The following is a 15,000-nucleotide window of genomic DNA, read 5'->3' as shown; positions in this document are numbered from 1 at the left end:
CTCATCGCATCCTGGGGCTGTAGTCGGTCCCAAGGGTTGGGCTGTTCGCCCATTAAAGCGGTACGCGAGCTGGGTTCAGAACGTCGTGAGACAGTTCGGTCCCTATCCGTCGTGGGCGTAGGAAATTTGAGAGGAGCTGTCCTTAGTACGAGAGGACCGGGATGGACGCACCGCTGGTGTACCAGTTGTTCTGCCAAGGGCATAGCTGGGTAGCTATGTGCGGAAGGGATAAGTGCTGAAAGCATCTAAGCATGAAGCCCCCCTCAAGATGAGATTTCCCATAGCGTAAGCTAGTAAGATCCCTGAAAGATGATCAGGTTGATAGGTTCGAGGTGGAAGCATGGTGACATGTGGAGCTGACGAATACTAATAGATCGAGGACTTAACCATATAATATGTAGCAATGTTATCTAGTTTTGAAGGAATATGCCTTCAATAGTTTGGTGATGATGGCAGAGAGGTCACACCCGTTCCCATACCGAACACGGAAGTTAAGCTCTCTAGCGCCGATGGTAGTTGGGACCTTGTCCCTGTGAGAGTAGGACGTCGCCAAGCAACTAAAAACACAAGTCTTTTGACTTGTGTTTTTTTATTTCCCATGAAATAGGTTAGGTTCTGTTAGTAAAAATGATGAAATATAGTAAGGGATTTTTTGAGCAGAAATATTAAGAAATTGATAAATAAATGGATAATCTTCAGAGCCATAGCTTCCAAGTAAGTCATACCACCAATCTGTTTCATACCTAGAAATCATGCTTAAATTATAGAGCAATAAATAATGAACAAGGAGTTCAGGTAATACTGGCTTAGGATTTCTAGGATCAGTCGTAAGTGGTAAATAATAAGTATTAGTAAGATGTTCATAGTATAAAGGAGTACTGTACATAGGATTCCATGATTGAATGGGCGCCGTAAAAAGTAAATTCGATTCATTAGTTTTCTCAGGTACGTATCGCATTGATAAATGCTTACAAGATGTTTCAATGTAGCGAGAAAATCTCTCTTTAGTCATATGTAATCGATCTAGTAGGTTGACTGAAAAGGAGAGCTCATTTTTAATTGTTGAATCGATTTTATATAAAGTTGATCCTTTTTGACTATAGCGAAACAAATTTTGTAATTCTGGAATATTTCCCATTAGTTCTAGCATGTTAAATTTTTCTGCTTCTAAGTGTTTCATGTGAAACAGTTGTTCTGCAACATGAGTAAACAATCCGTTTTTTTGTATCTTCACCTCATCTTCTAAAAATTGATACCCTTGTTTTTTTCGTTTGCGAGTTGTAACGCCATGAGCTAAAACAGTAGTGGATTCAGGATAGTTAGGATCAATGGTTAGTAGACATGCTTTAAAAAGTTGACTAATTCCATAAAATAACAACATTGGTTGAATAGAAAATGGAGCTTTCTTATATAATTCATAATAATTTTTCCCGTGTTCTAGGTAATAAATAAAGGGATAACAATTTTCAAAACTTTTTTTTTCGGCATCCTGAATAGAGGATTTTTCATAACAACGGGCAAGATAACGTTGTACATTTTGAGATGAAAAAAAGAAACTTAACTGCTGCCAAGTATAAGATGTTTGATGCATATATTACGCTCCTTTTATTGTCTAAAAATTCTAACATATATATACGTCCTTGACAGTATTTTAACCAATTGATAAGCTACTAATAATAATTTCTGGTATCATAGGGGGAACAATTATGTGGGAATCTAAATTTGTTAAAGAAGGTTTGACTTTTGATGATGTATTACTTGTACCAGCTAGGTCAGATATATTACCAAGAGAAGTAAGTGTTAAAACAGTTTTATCTGAAAGCTTACAGCTAAACATCCCGTTAATTAGTGCAGGAATGGATACAGTAACAGAAGCTGACATGGCTATTGCAATGGCTCGCCAAGGTGGTTTAGGAATTATTCATAAGAATATGTCTATTGAGCAACAAGCAGAGCAAGTTGATAAAGTAAAGCGCTCTGAAAGCGGCGTTATTTCAGATCCTTTCTTCTTAACTCCAGAACATCAAGTATATGATGCAGAACATCTTATGGGAAAATATCGTATCTCAGGTGTACCGGTTGTAAATAATTTAGATGAGCGAAAATTAGTTGGTATTATTACAAACCGTGATATGCGTTTCATCCAAGACTACTCAATCAAAATTTCTGACGTAATGACAAAAGAACAGTTAATTACAGCTCCAGTTGGTACTACACTGGAAGAAGCTGAAAAGATCCTACAAAAGTATAAAATTGAAAAACTCCCTCTTGTTGATAATAACGGTGTATTACAAGGGCTTATTACAATAAAAGATATTGAAAAAGTAATTGAATTTCCAAACTCTGCTAAGGATAAGCAAGGACGCTTATTAGTTGGAGCAGCAGTTGGTGTAACAGCTGATGCTATGCTTCGTATAGATGCATTAGTAAAAGCTAGTGTAGATGCAATTGTACTTGATACAGCCCATGGGCATTCTAAAGGTGTTATTGATAAGGTAAAAGAAGTTCGTACTAAATATCCATCATTAAATATCATCGCTGGAAATGTTGCTACAGCTGAAGCAACGAAAGCATTAATTGAAGCTGGTGCAAACGTAGTTAAAGTTGGTATTGGACCAGGTTCTATTTGTACAACACGCGTTGTAGCTGGTGTTGGTGTACCACAATTAACAGCAGTTTATGATTGTGCAACCGAAGCTCGTAAACACGGTATTCCAGTTATCGCTGATGGCGGTGTTAAGTACTCTGGTGATATGGTGAAAGCTTTAGCAGCAGGAGCACATGTTGTTATGCTAGGTAGTATGTTTGCTGGTGTTGCCGAAAGTCCTGGAGAAACTGAAATTTACCAAGGTCGTCAATTTAAAGTGTATCGTGGTATGGGTTCTGTCGGTGCGATGGAAAAAGGAAGTAAAGATCGTTACTTCCAAGAAGGAAATAAAAAACTTGTCCCAGAAGGTATCGAAGGACGAGTGCCATATAAAGGACCTTTAGCAGATACAGTTCACCAATTAGTTGGTGGCTTACGTGCGGGTATGGGATATTGCGGGGCACAGGATTTAGAATTCTTACGCGAGAATGCACAATTCATTCGTATGTCAGGTGCTGGCTTACGTGAAAGCCATCCTCATCACGTACAAATTACAAAAGAGGCTCCAAACTACTCATTATAATGTCTTATATACAAATAGACAGAGATTTGATATCTCTGTCTATTTTTTTTTGATTATGTTAGAATAACGGTTATGTGAGTACATAGATATTGGGGGTAACAAAAGTGAAAGGTATGTTTTGCAAAAGATTCATTGCTTTGGTAACAGTGATTACACTAGCTTGTAGCATTTTTATGCCATATAGCAATGCATCAGCTGAAACAGGAGCCGCTTTAAACATTGAAGCAGGTGCGGCAATTTTAGTAGAAGCGAATTCTGGGAAAATTGTATATCAAAAGAATGCAGATGAATTATTATCCATTGCTAGTATGACAAAGATGATGAGTGAATATTTAGTTCATGAAGCAGTGGATAAAGGAAAACTTAAGTGGGACCAGAAAATTAAGGTTTCTGAATATGCATATAAGGTTTCACAAGATGCTTCATTATCAAATGTTGCGTTAGAAAATGGTGGCTCTTATACAGTAAAAGAGTTATATGAGGCAATGGCAATCTTTTCTGCAAATGGTGCAACAATTGCATTAGCAGAAGCAATTGCAGGTAAAGAAGTAGATTTCGTAAAAATGATGAATGATAAATCGAAAGAACTAGGATTGAAAAATTATAAATTTGTCAATTCTACAGGTTTAACGAATAAAGATTTAAAGGGAATGCATCCTGAAGGAACAACAGCGGATGAAGAAAATAAAATGTCTGCAAAGGATGTTGCAACTTTAGCACAACATTTAATTAAAGATTATCCAAAAGTGTTAGATACAGCAAAAATTCCTAAAAAAGAATTCCGTCCAGAAAAAGAGAAGTTTGCAATGTCAAACTGGAACTGGATGTTAAAGGGCTTAGTTAAAGAATATGATGGCGTAGATGGTCTGAAAACAGGCTCAACTCCAGAAGCAGGAGATTGCTTCACTGGTACGGTTGAAAGAAACGGTATGCGTTTTATTTCTGTAGTTATTAAAACAAGTTCTCATACAGCACGTTTTGATGAAACAAAGAAGCTATATGATTATGGATTTGCTAACTTTGAAGTGAAACAAATGTATAAAAAAGGTTCTTCAGTAAAAGGACAAGAAACAGTAAGAGTAGAAAATGCGAAAGATAAAGATGTAGCAGTTCAAACGAAACAAGCTATTTCACTTCCAGTGCCAAAAGGAAGTAAAGATGTTTATAAAACAGAATTAAAAGAATCAAGTAAGGGACAAGAAGCACCTATTAAAAAGGGAGCTGCGCTTGGTCAAATGGTAATTACGCCAAAAGATACAAACGACCCTGGATTTTTAACTGGTAAGTCGTTGCAAGTGGATCTTGTAACAACATCTGAAGTAGAAGAAGCAAACTGGTTTACTCGTGCTATGCGCGGAATTGGTTCATTCTTTAGTGGTATGTGGAATAGTGCTGTTGATACAGTAAAAGGTTGGTTTTAAAAGCTCCTCATGGTAGGGGCTTTTTTTTTATTCCTATTTTTCATACCGACTTTATGAAAAAGTAGTAGACAAGCATCTGATAGTTAGTGGTAGAATGTAAGAGTATTCTTAATTTTCGCCTTTAACGGGGGAAAGCAATTCACCTAGGGGGGTTTTTGTACATGACAAATGTAACAGGGACAGAGCGTGTAAAACGTGGAATGGCAGAAATGCAAAAAGGCGGCGTTATTATGGACGTAATTAACGCTGAACAAGCAAAAATTGCAGAAGAGGCAGGCGCAGTTGCCGTTATGGCATTAGAGCGTGTACCAGCAGACATTCGTGCAGCAGGTGGCGTTTCTCGTATGGCAGACCCAACAATCGTTGAAGAAGTTATGGGTGCAGTGTCAATTCCGGTTATGGCAAAATGCCGTATCGGTCACCTTGTAGAAGCACGTGTATTAGAATCATTAGGGGTAGACTATATCGATGAGAGTGAAGTATTAACTCCTGCTGATGAAGTATACCATTTAAATAAACGTGATTACACAGTTCCATTTGTATGTGGTTGCCGTGATATCGGAGAAGCTGCACGTCGTATTGCAGAAGGTGCATCTATGCTTCGTACAAAAGGTGAACCAGGAACAGGAAACATTGTAGAGGCAGTGCGTCATATGCGCCAAGTCAATGCAGAAATCCGTCAAGTTGCGAGTCTACGTGAAGATGAGTTAATGACATATGCAAAAAATACTGGTGCTCCTTACGAAGTATTACTTGAAATTAAACGTCTTGGTCGCTTACCAGTTGTAAACTTTGCGGCAGGTGGTGTAGCAACACCAGCAGATGCTGCATTAATGATGCAACTTGGTGCTGATGGGGTATTTGTTGGATCTGGTATCTTCAAATCAGAAAACCCAGAGAGATTTGCACGTGCAATCGTTGAAGCAACGACTCATTATGAAGATTACGAACTAATTGCAAGCCTTTCTAAAGGGTTAGGTAATGCAATGAAAGGTATCGAAATTTCAACGTTATTACCAGAACAACGCATGCAAGAGCGTGGATGGTAATTAAAGGAGAACTTTAAAATGGTGAAAATCGGTGTACTAGGTCTTCAAGGTGCAGTTCGTGAACATGTAAAATCAGTTGAAGCAAGTGGTGCCGAAGCTGTTGTTGTAAAGCGTATAGAGCAACTTGAAGAGATTGATGGTCTTATTTTACCAGGCGGTGAAAGTACAACAATGCGCCGTCTTATTGATAAGTATGCTTTCATGGAACCACTTCGCACATTTGCAAAGTCTGGTAAACCAATGTTTGGTACATGTGCAGGGATGATTCTTCTTGCGAAAACACTTATTGGCTATGAAGAAGCACATATTGGTGCTATGGATATTACAGTTGAGCGCAATGCGTTCGGACGCCAAAAGGATAGTTTTGAAGCTGCGCTTTCAATTGAAGGCGTGGGTGAAGACTTCGTTGGTGTATTTATCCGTGCGCCGTATGTTGTAGAAGTAGCTGATAATGTTGAAGTGCTTTCTAAGCATGGTGACCGAATGGTAGCGGTAAGACAAGATCAGTTTTTAGCTGCTTCATTCCATCCGGAATTAACAGATGATCATCGTGTCACAGCATACTTTGTTGAAATGGTAAAAGAAGCGAAAATGAAAAAAGTTGTATAAGTAACTTGCAACTTGTATAAGATTATAGTAAATTGATGGTAACAATTTTATAAAATAAGCGTGTTGATAGGAAATAGTAACAAATGTTGTTTCTTATAGAGAGTCGATGGTTGGTGGAAATCGATAGAAACAGTTTGTGAATCCATCCTGGAATGGAATGTGGAACATCTTTTGGATTAGTAAGCATTCCCGGTGAAGAGCCGTTATTTCTACTTGAGAGGAAAGCGGTAATGCTTTCAACTAGGGTGGCAACGCGGGTTAACTCCCGTCCCTTTATATAGGGACGGGAGTTTTTTGTGTTTTATAAAATAAAAGGAGGAGTATATAATGCTTGATATTAAATTTTTACGTACAAACTTTGAAGAAGTAAAAGCGAAATTACAGCATAGAGGTGAAGATCTAACTGATTTCGGACGTTTTGAAGAACTTGATACGAGAAGAAGAGAACTACTTGTTCAGACAGAAGAATTAAAAAGTAAACGTAATGAAGTGTCTCAACAAATCTCTGTATTAAAGCGCGAAAAGAAAGATGCAGAAGCTCTAATTTTAGAAATGCGTGAGGTTGGAGAAAAAGTAAAGGATTTTGATAACGAACTTCGCACAGTTGAAGAAGACTTAGAAAGATTAATGTTATCTATTCCAAATATCCCTCATGAGTCTGCTCCAGTCGGTGAAACAGAGGATGATAATGTAGTAGCGCGTACTTGGGGAGAAGTGAAAGAATTTACTTTTGAACCAAAACCACATTGGGATCTTGCTACTGATTTAGGAATTTTAGATTTTGAACGCGCTGGGAAAGTAACAGGAAGCCGCTTCGTATTTTACAAAGGTGCTGGTGCAAGATTAGAGCGTGCTTTAATTAGCTTTATGCTTGATCTTCATACTGATGAGCATGGATATGAAGAAGTATTACCTCCATATATGGTAAACCGTGCAAGTATGACAGGAACAGGACAACTTCCAAAGTTTGAAGAAGATGCATTCCGTATTGAAAGTGAAGATTATTTCTTAATTCCAACAGCTGAAGTACCTGTAACGAATATGCATCGTGATGAGATTTTAAATAAAGAGCAATTGCCTATAAGATATGCTGCATTTAGCTCTTGCTTCCGCTCTGAAGCAGGTTCAGCTGGTCGCGATACACGCGGTTTAATTCGCCAGCATCAGTTCAATAAAGTAGAGCTTGTGAAGTTCGTAAAACCAGAAGATTCTTATGAAGAGTTAGAAAAATTAACAAATGATGCAGAACGCGTGTTACAATTATTAGAGTTGCCATATCGCGTTATGAGCATGTGCACAGGCGATTTAGGATTTACAGCAGCGAAGAAATACGATATTGAAGTATGGATTCCAAGCTATGGCACATATCGTGAAATTTCTTCTTGTAGTAATTTTGAAGCTTTCCAAGCGAGACGTGCAAATATCCGTTTCCGCCGTGAGCCAAATGGAAAACCAGAACATGTCCATACATTAAATGGATCTGGTCTTGCAATTGGACGTACGGTTGCAGCTATTTTAGAAAACTACCAACAAGAAGATGGTACAATTATAATTCCAGAAGTTCTTCGCCCTTATATGGGAGGAAAAACAGTTATTAAGTAAATTTAAACATTCATCGGTATGAGTGATTGGTAATTATGAGCGTTGTCAGTACTGTAATGTAGGAAGGGGAAAGTAAAATTTTCCTTTCCTCATAATTTATTTTAGTAGGGTTGACTAACTGTTTTTCTTTTGATATTATATTTGATGTCAATATGGAGGTATACCCAAGTCTGGCTGAAGGGATCGGTCTTGAAAACCGACAGGCGGCGAGAGTCGCGCGGGGGTTCGAATCCCTCTACCTCCTCCAGATATAATTGACAACAGCGCATATAAGTGGAGATTGGAGAACTCGTTACCAACACGTAACGAGTTTTTATTTTAAAACCAATCATAAAGTATGGTGTAAGGTAATTTTGTCCTTATTACACACTCATATTCCGATGATTATCTTCATAGATATGAAAGGAGTCAACATGGATCTTATTATACAAACGTTTCCTTTAGATGGAAAAACTTTATATTATGTACAATGTCCTGTCTGTAAGAACAATAGAATTTTAAACAGTGGTGCAAATGTGTCACGCATTATAAGCGATGATACATTCCGTAAACTTTGTGGTTGCACTTGTGATGTAAAGCAAGCTGAGACAAAAGTAGAGGCACCAAAAAAGGTTGAAAAACCAGCTGTAAAGAAAGAGGCAGCTCCAAAACGTACAGGTAAAGTATTAACGGCAGTAATTAACGGGAAAGAAATGACTGTTAAAGAGATTGCTGAAGCATACGATATTAGTACAAGTACTGTTCGTCAGCGTATTAACGCAGGAAAACCTGAGAGTGAAATTATTGCTCCAACAAAGAAGAAGTAATTTAATAGGAAAACCCGTGCATATGCACGGGTTTTTTATTTTACAAGTTTACGTGTTTGTTTTAAAAAATGGCCAATTTTTTTAATGATTGGTTCGATTGAATCACCATCTTTTAAAATATCGTACTCATTAATATTTAAGCGTAATACAGGACATGAATTAAAGTTGTTAATCCAGTTTTCATAACGTCCATGCATTTCTTTCCAGTACTCAATTGGTGTTTGCTGTTCCATTGGGCGCCCACGTTCTTGAATGCGATCGACAATATCATCGAAAGAACCTTCTAAGTAAATTAATAAGTCTGGATGAGGGAAGTAAGGAGTCATGACCATAGCGTCAAATAAACCTTTGTATGTTTCATAATCAGTTTCCGTCATTGTACCTTTTTCATGATGCATCTTTGCGAAAATTCCAGTGTCTTCGTAAATGGAACGATCTTGAACAAAACCGCCACCATATTCAAAAATTCTTTTTTGTCCCTTAAATCGTTCTGCTAAAAAGTACACTTGTAGGTGGAAGCTCCAGCGAGTGAAGTCCGCATAGAATTTGTCCAAATATGGATTGGAATCTACTTTTTCAAATGATGTGCGATAACCTAAAGCATTAGCTAATGCAGTTGTCATAGTTGATTTACCCACACCTACCGTTCCGGCGATAGTGATTACTGCATCATTGGGTATATCATATTTTTGCCTTAAATTCATTATTATTTCGACTCCTTTAAGAGAGTATTTTGAAGGGCAGATAGGATGACGTTTAAATCATCAGGATTTTTTACAAAATCCATATCGTCTCCATTAAATTTCAATACTGGTATCTCCGGATGATCTTTTCTAAAAGTATCCATTGCTGTTTCATAATCTTTTGTGAGCTGTAGTAAGTAATTTGGATCCATGTTTTTTTCAAATTCTCTTCCGCGCAAGGCGATTCGTTTTTGCAATGTTTCTAGGCTAGCTGTTAAATAAACAATGACATTTGGCACAGGCATATCTTGTGTAAGGATACGATAAATTTGCATGTACTTGTCATATTGAGAGTCTTTTAATGTGCGGGATGCAAAAATTAAATTTTTAAAGATATGGTAATCTGCTACTACTGGTTTCCTTTGATTCAAATACTTTATGTTAATATCTTCTAATTGTTTGTATCTATTACAAAGAAAGAACATCTCTGTTTGAAAACTCCATTCGTCGATGTCTTCATAAAACTTTCCTAAAAAGGGATTTTCATCAACAATCTCTTTTAGTAAGTGGAGTTGCATGTGAGTTGAAATTTCCTTCGCAAGTGAAGTTTTTCCAACACCAATTGGTCCTTCAACCGTGATAAATGGTACTCCGGTCACGCTGTTTCCTCCTTTCAATCAGTGATTTACCGTGACTACTAAAAACACAAAACAGAATTATTGTAGCACAAGAGGGAAGCGAGTGGGTTAATTTGATATAAAAAGTTAGAAAATAGATATATGTATTAATTAAATTTTATTTTGGATGACGATGTTATATTTGCTTTCAATGTAGTTTCCATTATTTTTAAAGCATGTATATTATCTTGGTCGTTGTTAGAGGCGATACAATCCTGTGGTACATACAATTTATAATTTCTCATATGAGCATCATTAGCTGTAAATAGGATGCATATATTCCCGGCAACTCCTGTTAATATTAGATTTTCTATTTTTAAATAACCTAGTAATGAATTTAAAGGTGTTTCATAAAAAGCGGAATAATGTGGTTTAATAAAAATGTAATCATCAGAACTTGGAGCAATCTTATGAATTATATTTTCACTATATTTATTTGTACAATGAGTAATAAGTTGGTCGATATCAGATCTCCAAAGTTGATAATGGTCATTAACGTAAATTATAGGATAGCCGAAGGATTTCATTTTTTTCTTTAATTGTAAAATAGGGTTTGTTATAGTTTCGCATTTTTGAGCTAGAATGGGTCCGTGGGAAAATTGAAAATCATTAATCATATCGATAATGAGCAAGGCGGTATTTTTCATATGTAATCCCTCTCTTTTTCTTTTAGGGTGGATTGAATTTGTAAAAGTTATCCCCTGTGCAGTAAATGGAAATAAGTGTACTTTATTTGTAATGAAAGGACTATGTTATGGAACAAGATCGAGATATTTATTTTATGCAATTAGCGATAGAAGAAGCTAAAAAGGCGGAGGAAATACAGGAAGTACCAATTGGAGCAGTTATAGTGTTAGATGGTGAGGTAATTAGTGTTGCTCATAATTTAAGGGAAACTGAGCAAAGATCAATAGCTCATGCTGAGTTGCTAGCGATAGATGAGGCGTGTAAAAAATTAGGGACATGGCGTTTAGAAGATGCAACATTGTATGTAACATTAGAACCTTGTCCAATGTGTGCGGGTGGAATTGTTTTATCGCGAGTGAAGCGAGTTGTATATGGTGCAAGTGATCCGAAGGGCGGATGTGCAGGGACATTGATGAATCTTTTAACGGATGAACGATTCAATCATCAATGTGAAGTAGTAACTGGTGTACTTGAGGAAGAATGCGGTACGTTGTTAACAAACTTTTTTAGAGAGCTTCGTAAAAAAAGAAAAGCGATAAAAAAATTAGAGAAAAGCAATGGGAACTAACGTATTTGCATTTTATAAAGAAACAAGTTATACTGATAATGCCTTTAATGAAGGCAACCGAATATTGGTTTTAACTTTGCCGTGCTAAGCGGGGAGGTAGCGGTGCCCTATACTCGCAATCCGCTCTAGCGAGGCCGAATCCCCTCTCGAGGTTATGTTGCTGTAAGGTCTGCCTTAAGTAAGTGGTGTTGACGTTTGGGTCCTGCGCAACGGGACCCCGTGAACCTTGTCAGGTCCGGAAGGAAGCAGCAATAAGCGGGTCTTCTCGTGTGCCGCAGGAGTGCCTGAACCGAGCTAACTGCTTGAGTAACGCTTATGGTACGTAATCGACGGAGGGTGCACGGCAGTTATATATGTATACAAAACTCACCTTAATACAAAGGTGAGTTTTTTGTATAGAAAATAACTTTTGGAATCTATAAACAGAATGGGTTATAATAAATGAGATAATAACCTTTGAGGGAGGCCGTATTTTCGTGTCATACCAAGCGTTATACCGAACATGGAGACCGCAAAAGTTCGAAGATGTAGTCGGTCAAAAGCACGTGACAAAAACGTTGCAAAATGCCCTTCTTCAAGAGAAAGTTTCACATGCTTATTTATTTTCTGGTCCGAGGGGAACAGGAAAAACGACAATTGCAAAAGTATTTGCAAAAGCAATTAACTGTGAACATGCTCCGGTAGCTGAACCTTGTAATGAATGTCCTTCTTGTTTAGGAATTACACAAGGATCCATTTCAGATGTATTAGAAATTGATGCGGCTTCAAATAACGGTGTAGATGAAATTCGAGATATTAGAGATAAAGTAAAATATGCTCCAAGTGCTGTAGAATATAAAGTATACATTATTGATGAAGTTCACATGCTTTCTATGGGTGCATTCAATGCGCTTTTAAAAACCTTAGAAGAGCCGCCAGGACATGTTATCTTTATTTTGGCGACAACAGAACCTCATAAGATCCCGCCTACAATTATTTCGCGTTGTCAGCGTTTTGAATTCCGAAAAATATCAGTGAATGATATTGTTGAGAGATTATCAACAGTCGTGACGAATGAAGGTACGCAAGTGGAAGATGAAGCATTACAAATTGTTGCACGTGCTGCTGAAGGTGGTATGCGTGACGCGCTTAGTCTTATTGATCAGGCTATATCTTATAGTGATGAGATTGTTACGACAGAAGATGTATTGGCGGTAACAGGATCTGTTTCTCAGCAATACTTAGGCAATTTAGTAGAATGCATACGTGAAAATGATGTATCAAGAGCATTACAGATCATAGATGAAATGATGAGTAAAGGGAAGGATCCAGTTCGTTTTATGGAGGATTTCATTTACTATTATCGTGATATGCTTTTATATCAAACTTCACCGCAACTAGAACATATGTTGGAACGAGTAATTGTAGATGATCAATTCCGTAAGTTGAGTGAAGAAATGCAACCGGAAGTGATCTATGAGATTATTCATACCCTTAGTAAGGGACAACAGGAAATGAAGTGGACAAATCATCCGCGTATTTTCTTAGAAGTTGTTATGGTGCAGTTGTGTCAACAGTTTATGATGCAAGCAAACGGTACGGATCGTTTGCAAGCAATTATGAACAGGATGCAGCAATTGGAGAAAGAGTTAGAGCAAGTCAAAAAGAACGGTGTGCCAGCTGGTGTACAACAGGAAGTAAGAGAGACACGTGCAACACCAAAACCCGTACGAACAGGAAGTATGAAGATTCCTATCGGGCGTGTAAATGAAGTATTAAAACAAGCGAAGCGTCAAGATTTAGAACAATTAAAAGCTGTATGGGGTGAGTTGTTAGGAAGACTCAAATCATATAACAAAGTAGCGTTTGCTGTTTTACTAGAAAATAGTGAACCAGTGGCAGCTTCAGATGACACTTACGTTTTAGCATTTCAATATGAGATTCACTGTAAGATGGCGAGCGAAAATCGAGAAGCTATGGATACAGTAGAACAAGCTTTATTTGAATTGCTAAGTAAAAGGTTAAATATGATTGCCATTCCAAAAAGTGAATGGGGTAAAATCCGTGAAGACTTTTTACAACGTGAAGGTGGAGAGTCTGAAGAAAGCCCGGAGAAAAAGGAAGACCCTCTTATAGAAGAGGCAGTGAAATTAGTAGGACAAGAACTCATTGAAATAAAAGAGTAATAATAATTAGGAGGAATTAATTATGATGCGTGGCGGAATGGGAAATATGAATAACATGATGAAACAAATGCAAAAGATGCAAAAAGACATGGCGAAAGCACAAGAAGAGCTTGGTGAAAAAACAGTTGAAGGTACAGCTGGCGGCGGAATGATTACAGTTATTGCAAATGGTCACAAGCAAATTCTTGAAGTGAAGATTAAAGAGGAAGTTGTAGATCCAGAAGATATCGAAATGTTACAAGACTTAGTGTTAGCTGCAACAAATGATGCACTTAAAAAGGCCGATGAGCTATCAAACTCTACAATGGGTAAATTTACAAAAGGCTTAAACTTACCAGGTGGAATGTTCTAGGGGGATATTGATACATGCATTATCCAGAGCCAATATCAAAACTAATCGATAGTTTTATGAAGTTGCCAGGTATCGGACCGAAAACAGCGGTTCGATTGGCATTTTTCGTATTAGATATGAAAGAAGATGATGTGTTAGGTTTTGCGAAAGCACTTGTAAATGCGAAGCGAGATTTAGCGTATTGTTCTGTATGTGGACATATTACTGATCGTGATCCTTGTTATATTTGTAATGATTCGCATCGAGATCAATCAGTTGTTTGTGTCGTGCAAGAACCGAAAGATGTAATCGCGATGGAAAAAATGAAAGAGTATCAAGGTGTATATCATGTGTTACGTGGTGCGATTTCTCCTATGGAGGGAATTGGACCGGAAGACATTAATATCCCGCAACTCTTAAAGCGACTACATGATGAAACGGTACAAGAAGTAATATTAGCAACAAACCCTAATATTGAAGGGGAAGCTACAGCGATGTATATCTCCCGCCTCTTAAAACCTACAGGCATTAAAGTAACTCGTATTGCACATGGTCTGCCAGTTGGTGGAGATTTAGAATATGCAGATGAAGTGACACTATCGAAAGCGTTAGAAGGTCGCAGAGAAGTATAAGAGGAGAAACAAAAATGTTCTTTCAAAAAAAGGGTAAATTGCGTAAAGAGTATGATGATAAGTTAATTGTACTTTTGGAAAAAGTGAAGAATGAGTGGTTACGTCAGAAGAGAATGGTTGAACAAAGTGTAGAACCATCTCAAGATGTCATTTGTTCTTTGAAGATAGCAGAGGCGAAATATTTCTTCTTGTTGAAAGAAGCAAAGCGTCGTCCTGTAAAAATGGAACAATGGTAAAGGGTTCTGCTTTCTAAGCAGGCCTTTTTATTTTATTTGTTAAAATGCTGAGGTGTTGTTTCATTTTGTTTATATGAAAGAGATGTCGCTTATGATAACTGTTCTTTTTTATTGCCTTGTCCCATACAAATAGATGTATAGGTCATTCATAAGGAGGAAAAGATGAATTCTACAATTATTATTGTTGGCATTCTTACTTTAGTGTTTATTTTTCTTGTTTTTGGTGTTGCCTCTAAGCCATTGCGTTTTATAGGTAAGGTGATTTTTCATGTTACTTTAGGCATAGCGTTGCTTTTTATCGTAAATGTTGTAGGGACATATTTTGATTTTCATATCCCGATTAACATGGGTACAGCAGCAATAA

General features: G+C 37.4%; 16 protein-coding genes, 1 tRNA gene, 2 rRNA genes, 1 other RNA gene and 1 other annotated feature (2 of these 21 running past the window's edge). Of the genes, 16 read left to right on the top strand and 4 right to left on the bottom strand.

The features are described from left to right. A 23S ribosomal RNA gene (locus MHI28_RS18085) occupies positions 1 to 390 on the top strand (it extends 2,532 nt beyond the left edge of the window). A gap of 49 nt (positions 391 to 439) precedes the next feature. Continuing rightward, a 5S ribosomal RNA gene (gene rrf / locus MHI28_RS18080) occupies positions 440 to 555 on the top strand. A 34-nt stretch (positions 556 to 589) separates the two neighbouring features. Here the strand turns inward: rrf and MHI28_RS18075 are convergent. Beyond that, positions 590 to 1,591, bottom strand: coding sequence for a YaaC family protein (locus tag MHI28_RS18075; RefSeq protein ID WP_000554298.1), 1,002 nt, complete (start codon positions 1,589 to 1,591; stop codon positions 590 to 592). 115 nt (positions 1,592 to 1,706) lie between these two features. Between MHI28_RS18075 and guaB the strand changes: the two genes are divergently transcribed. The 7 genes from guaB to MHI28_RS18040 all read left to right on the top strand — a co-directional run bounded on the left by guaB (position 1,707) and on the right by MHI28_RS18040 (position 8,657). After that, positions 1,707 to 3,170 carry an IMP dehydrogenase gene (gene guaB / locus MHI28_RS18070; RefSeq protein ID WP_000264090.1) on the top strand — a complete coding sequence of 488 codons (1,464 nt, stop codon included), beginning with the start codon at positions 1,707 to 1,709 and terminating at the stop codon, positions 3,168 to 3,170. A 113-nt stretch (positions 3,171 to 3,283) separates the two neighbouring features. Then, a complete protein-coding gene (dacA, locus tag MHI28_RS18065) occupies positions 3,284 to 4,591 on the top strand; it encodes a D-alanyl-D-alanine carboxypeptidase DacA (protein ID WP_127057751.1) in 1,308 nt (435 codons plus the stop codon). A 161-nt stretch (positions 4,592 to 4,752) separates the two neighbouring features. Further along, complete coding sequence (pdxS, locus tag MHI28_RS18060) at positions 4,753 to 5,640, top strand: pyridoxal 5'-phosphate synthase lyase subunit PdxS (RefSeq protein WP_000186158.1); 888 nt, start codon at positions 4,753 to 4,755, stop codon at positions 5,638 to 5,640. 18 nt (positions 5,641 to 5,658) lie between these two features. Continuing rightward, complete coding sequence (gene pdxT / locus MHI28_RS18055) at positions 5,659 to 6,249, top strand: pyridoxal 5'-phosphate synthase glutaminase subunit PdxT (RefSeq protein ID WP_000238785.1); 591 nt, start codon at positions 5,659 to 5,661, stop codon at positions 6,247 to 6,249. Positions 6,250 to 6,303: 54 nt separating this feature from the next. Then, positions 6,304 to 6,525 (top strand) — a binding site (T-box leader). A 51-nt stretch (positions 6,526 to 6,576) separates the two neighbouring features. After that, entirely contained in the window at positions 6,577 to 7,851 is a 1,275-nt protein-coding gene (gene serS / locus MHI28_RS18050) for a serine--tRNA ligase (protein WP_000884174.1), read from the top strand. A gap of 154 nt (positions 7,852 to 8,005) precedes the next feature. After that, a tRNA-Ser gene (locus MHI28_RS18045) sits at positions 8,006 to 8,098 on the top strand. A gap of 166 nt (positions 8,099 to 8,264) precedes the next feature. Then, positions 8,265 to 8,657 (top strand): DUF3797 domain-containing protein, encoded by a 393-nt coding sequence (locus tag MHI28_RS18040; RefSeq protein ID WP_000364195.1) that lies wholly within the window; start codon positions 8,265 to 8,267, stop codon positions 8,655 to 8,657. A gap of 35 nt (positions 8,658 to 8,692) precedes the next feature. On the opposite strand, the gene MHI28_RS18035 is transcribed toward MHI28_RS18040, so the two are convergent. The 3 genes from MHI28_RS18035 to MHI28_RS18025 all read right to left on the bottom strand — a co-directional run bounded on the left by MHI28_RS18035 (position 8,693) and on the right by MHI28_RS18025 (position 10,664). After that, positions 8,693 to 9,361, bottom strand: coding sequence for a deoxynucleoside kinase (locus MHI28_RS18035; RefSeq protein ID WP_340828135.1), 669 nt, complete (start codon positions 9,359 to 9,361; stop codon positions 8,693 to 8,695). A gap of 2 nt (positions 9,362 to 9,363) precedes the next feature. Beyond that, positions 9,364 to 9,999: a deoxynucleoside kinase gene (locus tag MHI28_RS18030; RefSeq protein WP_000148217.1), complete on the bottom strand. Its 636-nt coding sequence runs from the start codon at positions 9,997 to 9,999 to the stop codon at positions 9,364 to 9,366. Between the two features lie 125 nt (positions 10,000 to 10,124). After that, positions 10,125 to 10,664 (bottom strand): isochorismatase family cysteine hydrolase, encoded by a 540-nt coding sequence (locus MHI28_RS18025; RefSeq protein ID WP_000798738.1) that lies wholly within the window; start codon positions 10,662 to 10,664, stop codon positions 10,125 to 10,127. Positions 10,665 to 10,771: 107 nt separating this feature from the next. Here MHI28_RS18025 and tadA point away from each other — a divergent pair, with 107 nt between their 5' ends. The 7 genes from tadA to MHI28_RS17990 form a co-directional block, all read left to right on the top strand. Further along, positions 10,772 to 11,272 carry a tRNA adenosine(34) deaminase TadA gene (tadA, locus tag MHI28_RS18020; protein WP_000434339.1) on the top strand — a complete coding sequence of 167 codons (501 nt, stop codon included), beginning with the start codon at positions 10,772 to 10,774 and terminating at the stop codon, positions 11,270 to 11,272. 79 nt (positions 11,273 to 11,351) lie between these two features. Continuing rightward, an RNA gene (ffs, locus tag MHI28_RS18015) (signal recognition particle sRNA large type) lies at positions 11,352 to 11,616 on the top strand. 132 nt (positions 11,617 to 11,748) lie between these two features. Beyond that, a complete protein-coding gene (dnaX, locus tag MHI28_RS18010) occupies positions 11,749 to 13,437 on the top strand; it encodes a DNA polymerase III subunit gamma/tau (protein ID WP_000121560.1) in 1,689 nt (562 codons plus the stop codon). A gap of 25 nt (positions 13,438 to 13,462) precedes the next feature. Beyond that, a complete protein-coding gene (locus MHI28_RS18005) occupies positions 13,463 to 13,789 on the top strand; it encodes a YbaB/EbfC family nucleoid-associated protein (protein WP_014894853.1) in 327 nt (108 codons plus the stop codon). A 14-nt stretch (positions 13,790 to 13,803) separates the two neighbouring features. Then, complete coding sequence (gene recR, locus MHI28_RS18000) at positions 13,804 to 14,400, top strand: recombination protein RecR (RefSeq protein WP_000559169.1); 597 nt, start codon at positions 13,804 to 13,806, stop codon at positions 14,398 to 14,400. 14 nt (positions 14,401 to 14,414) lie between these two features. Next, on the top strand, positions 14,415 to 14,636 hold the full coding sequence (locus MHI28_RS17995; RefSeq protein WP_000466019.1) for a YaaL family protein: 222 nt from the start codon (positions 14,415 to 14,417) through the stop codon (positions 14,634 to 14,636). Between the two features lie 162 nt (positions 14,637 to 14,798). Then, a protein-coding gene (locus MHI28_RS17990) for a pro-sigmaK processing inhibitor BofA family protein (protein WP_001089273.1) crosses the window boundary here: on the top strand, positions 14,799 to 15,000 show its 5' portion. 68 nt of this gene lie beyond the right edge of the window; only the first 202 of its 270 coding nucleotides appear in the window; its start codon is at positions 14,799 to 14,801; its stop codon lies off the right edge, out of view.

The organism is Bacillus sp. FSL K6-0268, from assembly GCF_038005425.1.
Lineage (GTDB): Bacteria > Bacillota > Bacilli > Bacillales > Bacillaceae_G > Bacillus_A > Bacillus_A thuringiensis_S.
Note: the sequence above shows the minus strand (reverse complement) of the source record. Positions and strands in the feature narration are given on the sequence as shown.

Bases quoted from the DNA above. Each gene is read 5' to 3' on its own strand.
- MHI28_RS18075 (WP_000554298.1), bottom strand. From the start codon at position 1,591: ATGCATCAAACATCTTATACTTGGCAGCAGTTAAGTTTCTTTTTTTCA.
- guaB (WP_000264090.1), top strand. From the start codon at position 1,707: ATGTGGGAATCTAAATTTGTTAAAGAAGGTTTGACTTTTGATGATGTA.
- dacA (WP_127057751.1), top strand. From the start codon at position 3,284: ATGTTTTGCAAAAGATTCATTGCTTTGGTAACAGTGATTACACTAGCT.
- pdxS (WP_000186158.1), top strand. From the start codon at position 4,753: ATGACAAATGTAACAGGGACAGAGCGTGTAAAACGTGGAATGGCAGAA.
- pdxT (WP_000238785.1), top strand. From the start codon at position 5,659: ATGGTGAAAATCGGTGTACTAGGTCTTCAAGGTGCAGTTCGTGAACAT.
- serS (WP_000884174.1), top strand. From the start codon at position 6,577: ATGCTTGATATTAAATTTTTACGTACAAACTTTGAAGAAGTAAAAGCG.
- MHI28_RS18040 (WP_000364195.1), top strand. From the start codon at position 8,265: ATGGATCTTATTATACAAACGTTTCCTTTAGATGGAAAAACTTTATAT.
- MHI28_RS18035 (WP_340828135.1), bottom strand. From the start codon at position 9,361: ATGAATTTAAGGCAAAAATATGATATACCCAATGATGCAGTAATCACT.
- MHI28_RS18025 (WP_000798738.1), bottom strand. From the start codon at position 10,664: ATGAAAAATACCGCCTTGCTCATTATCGATATGATTAATGATTTTCAA.
- tadA (WP_000434339.1), top strand. From the start codon at position 10,772: ATGGAACAAGATCGAGATATTTATTTTATGCAATTAGCGATAGAAGAA.
- MHI28_RS18005 (WP_014894853.1), top strand. From the start codon at position 13,463: ATGCGTGGCGGAATGGGAAATATGAATAACATGATGAAACAAATGCAA.
- recR (WP_000559169.1), top strand. From the start codon at position 13,804: ATGCATTATCCAGAGCCAATATCAAAACTAATCGATAGTTTTATGAAG.
- MHI28_RS17995 (WP_000466019.1), top strand. From the start codon at position 14,415: ATGTTCTTTCAAAAAAAGGGTAAATTGCGTAAAGAGTATGATGATAAG.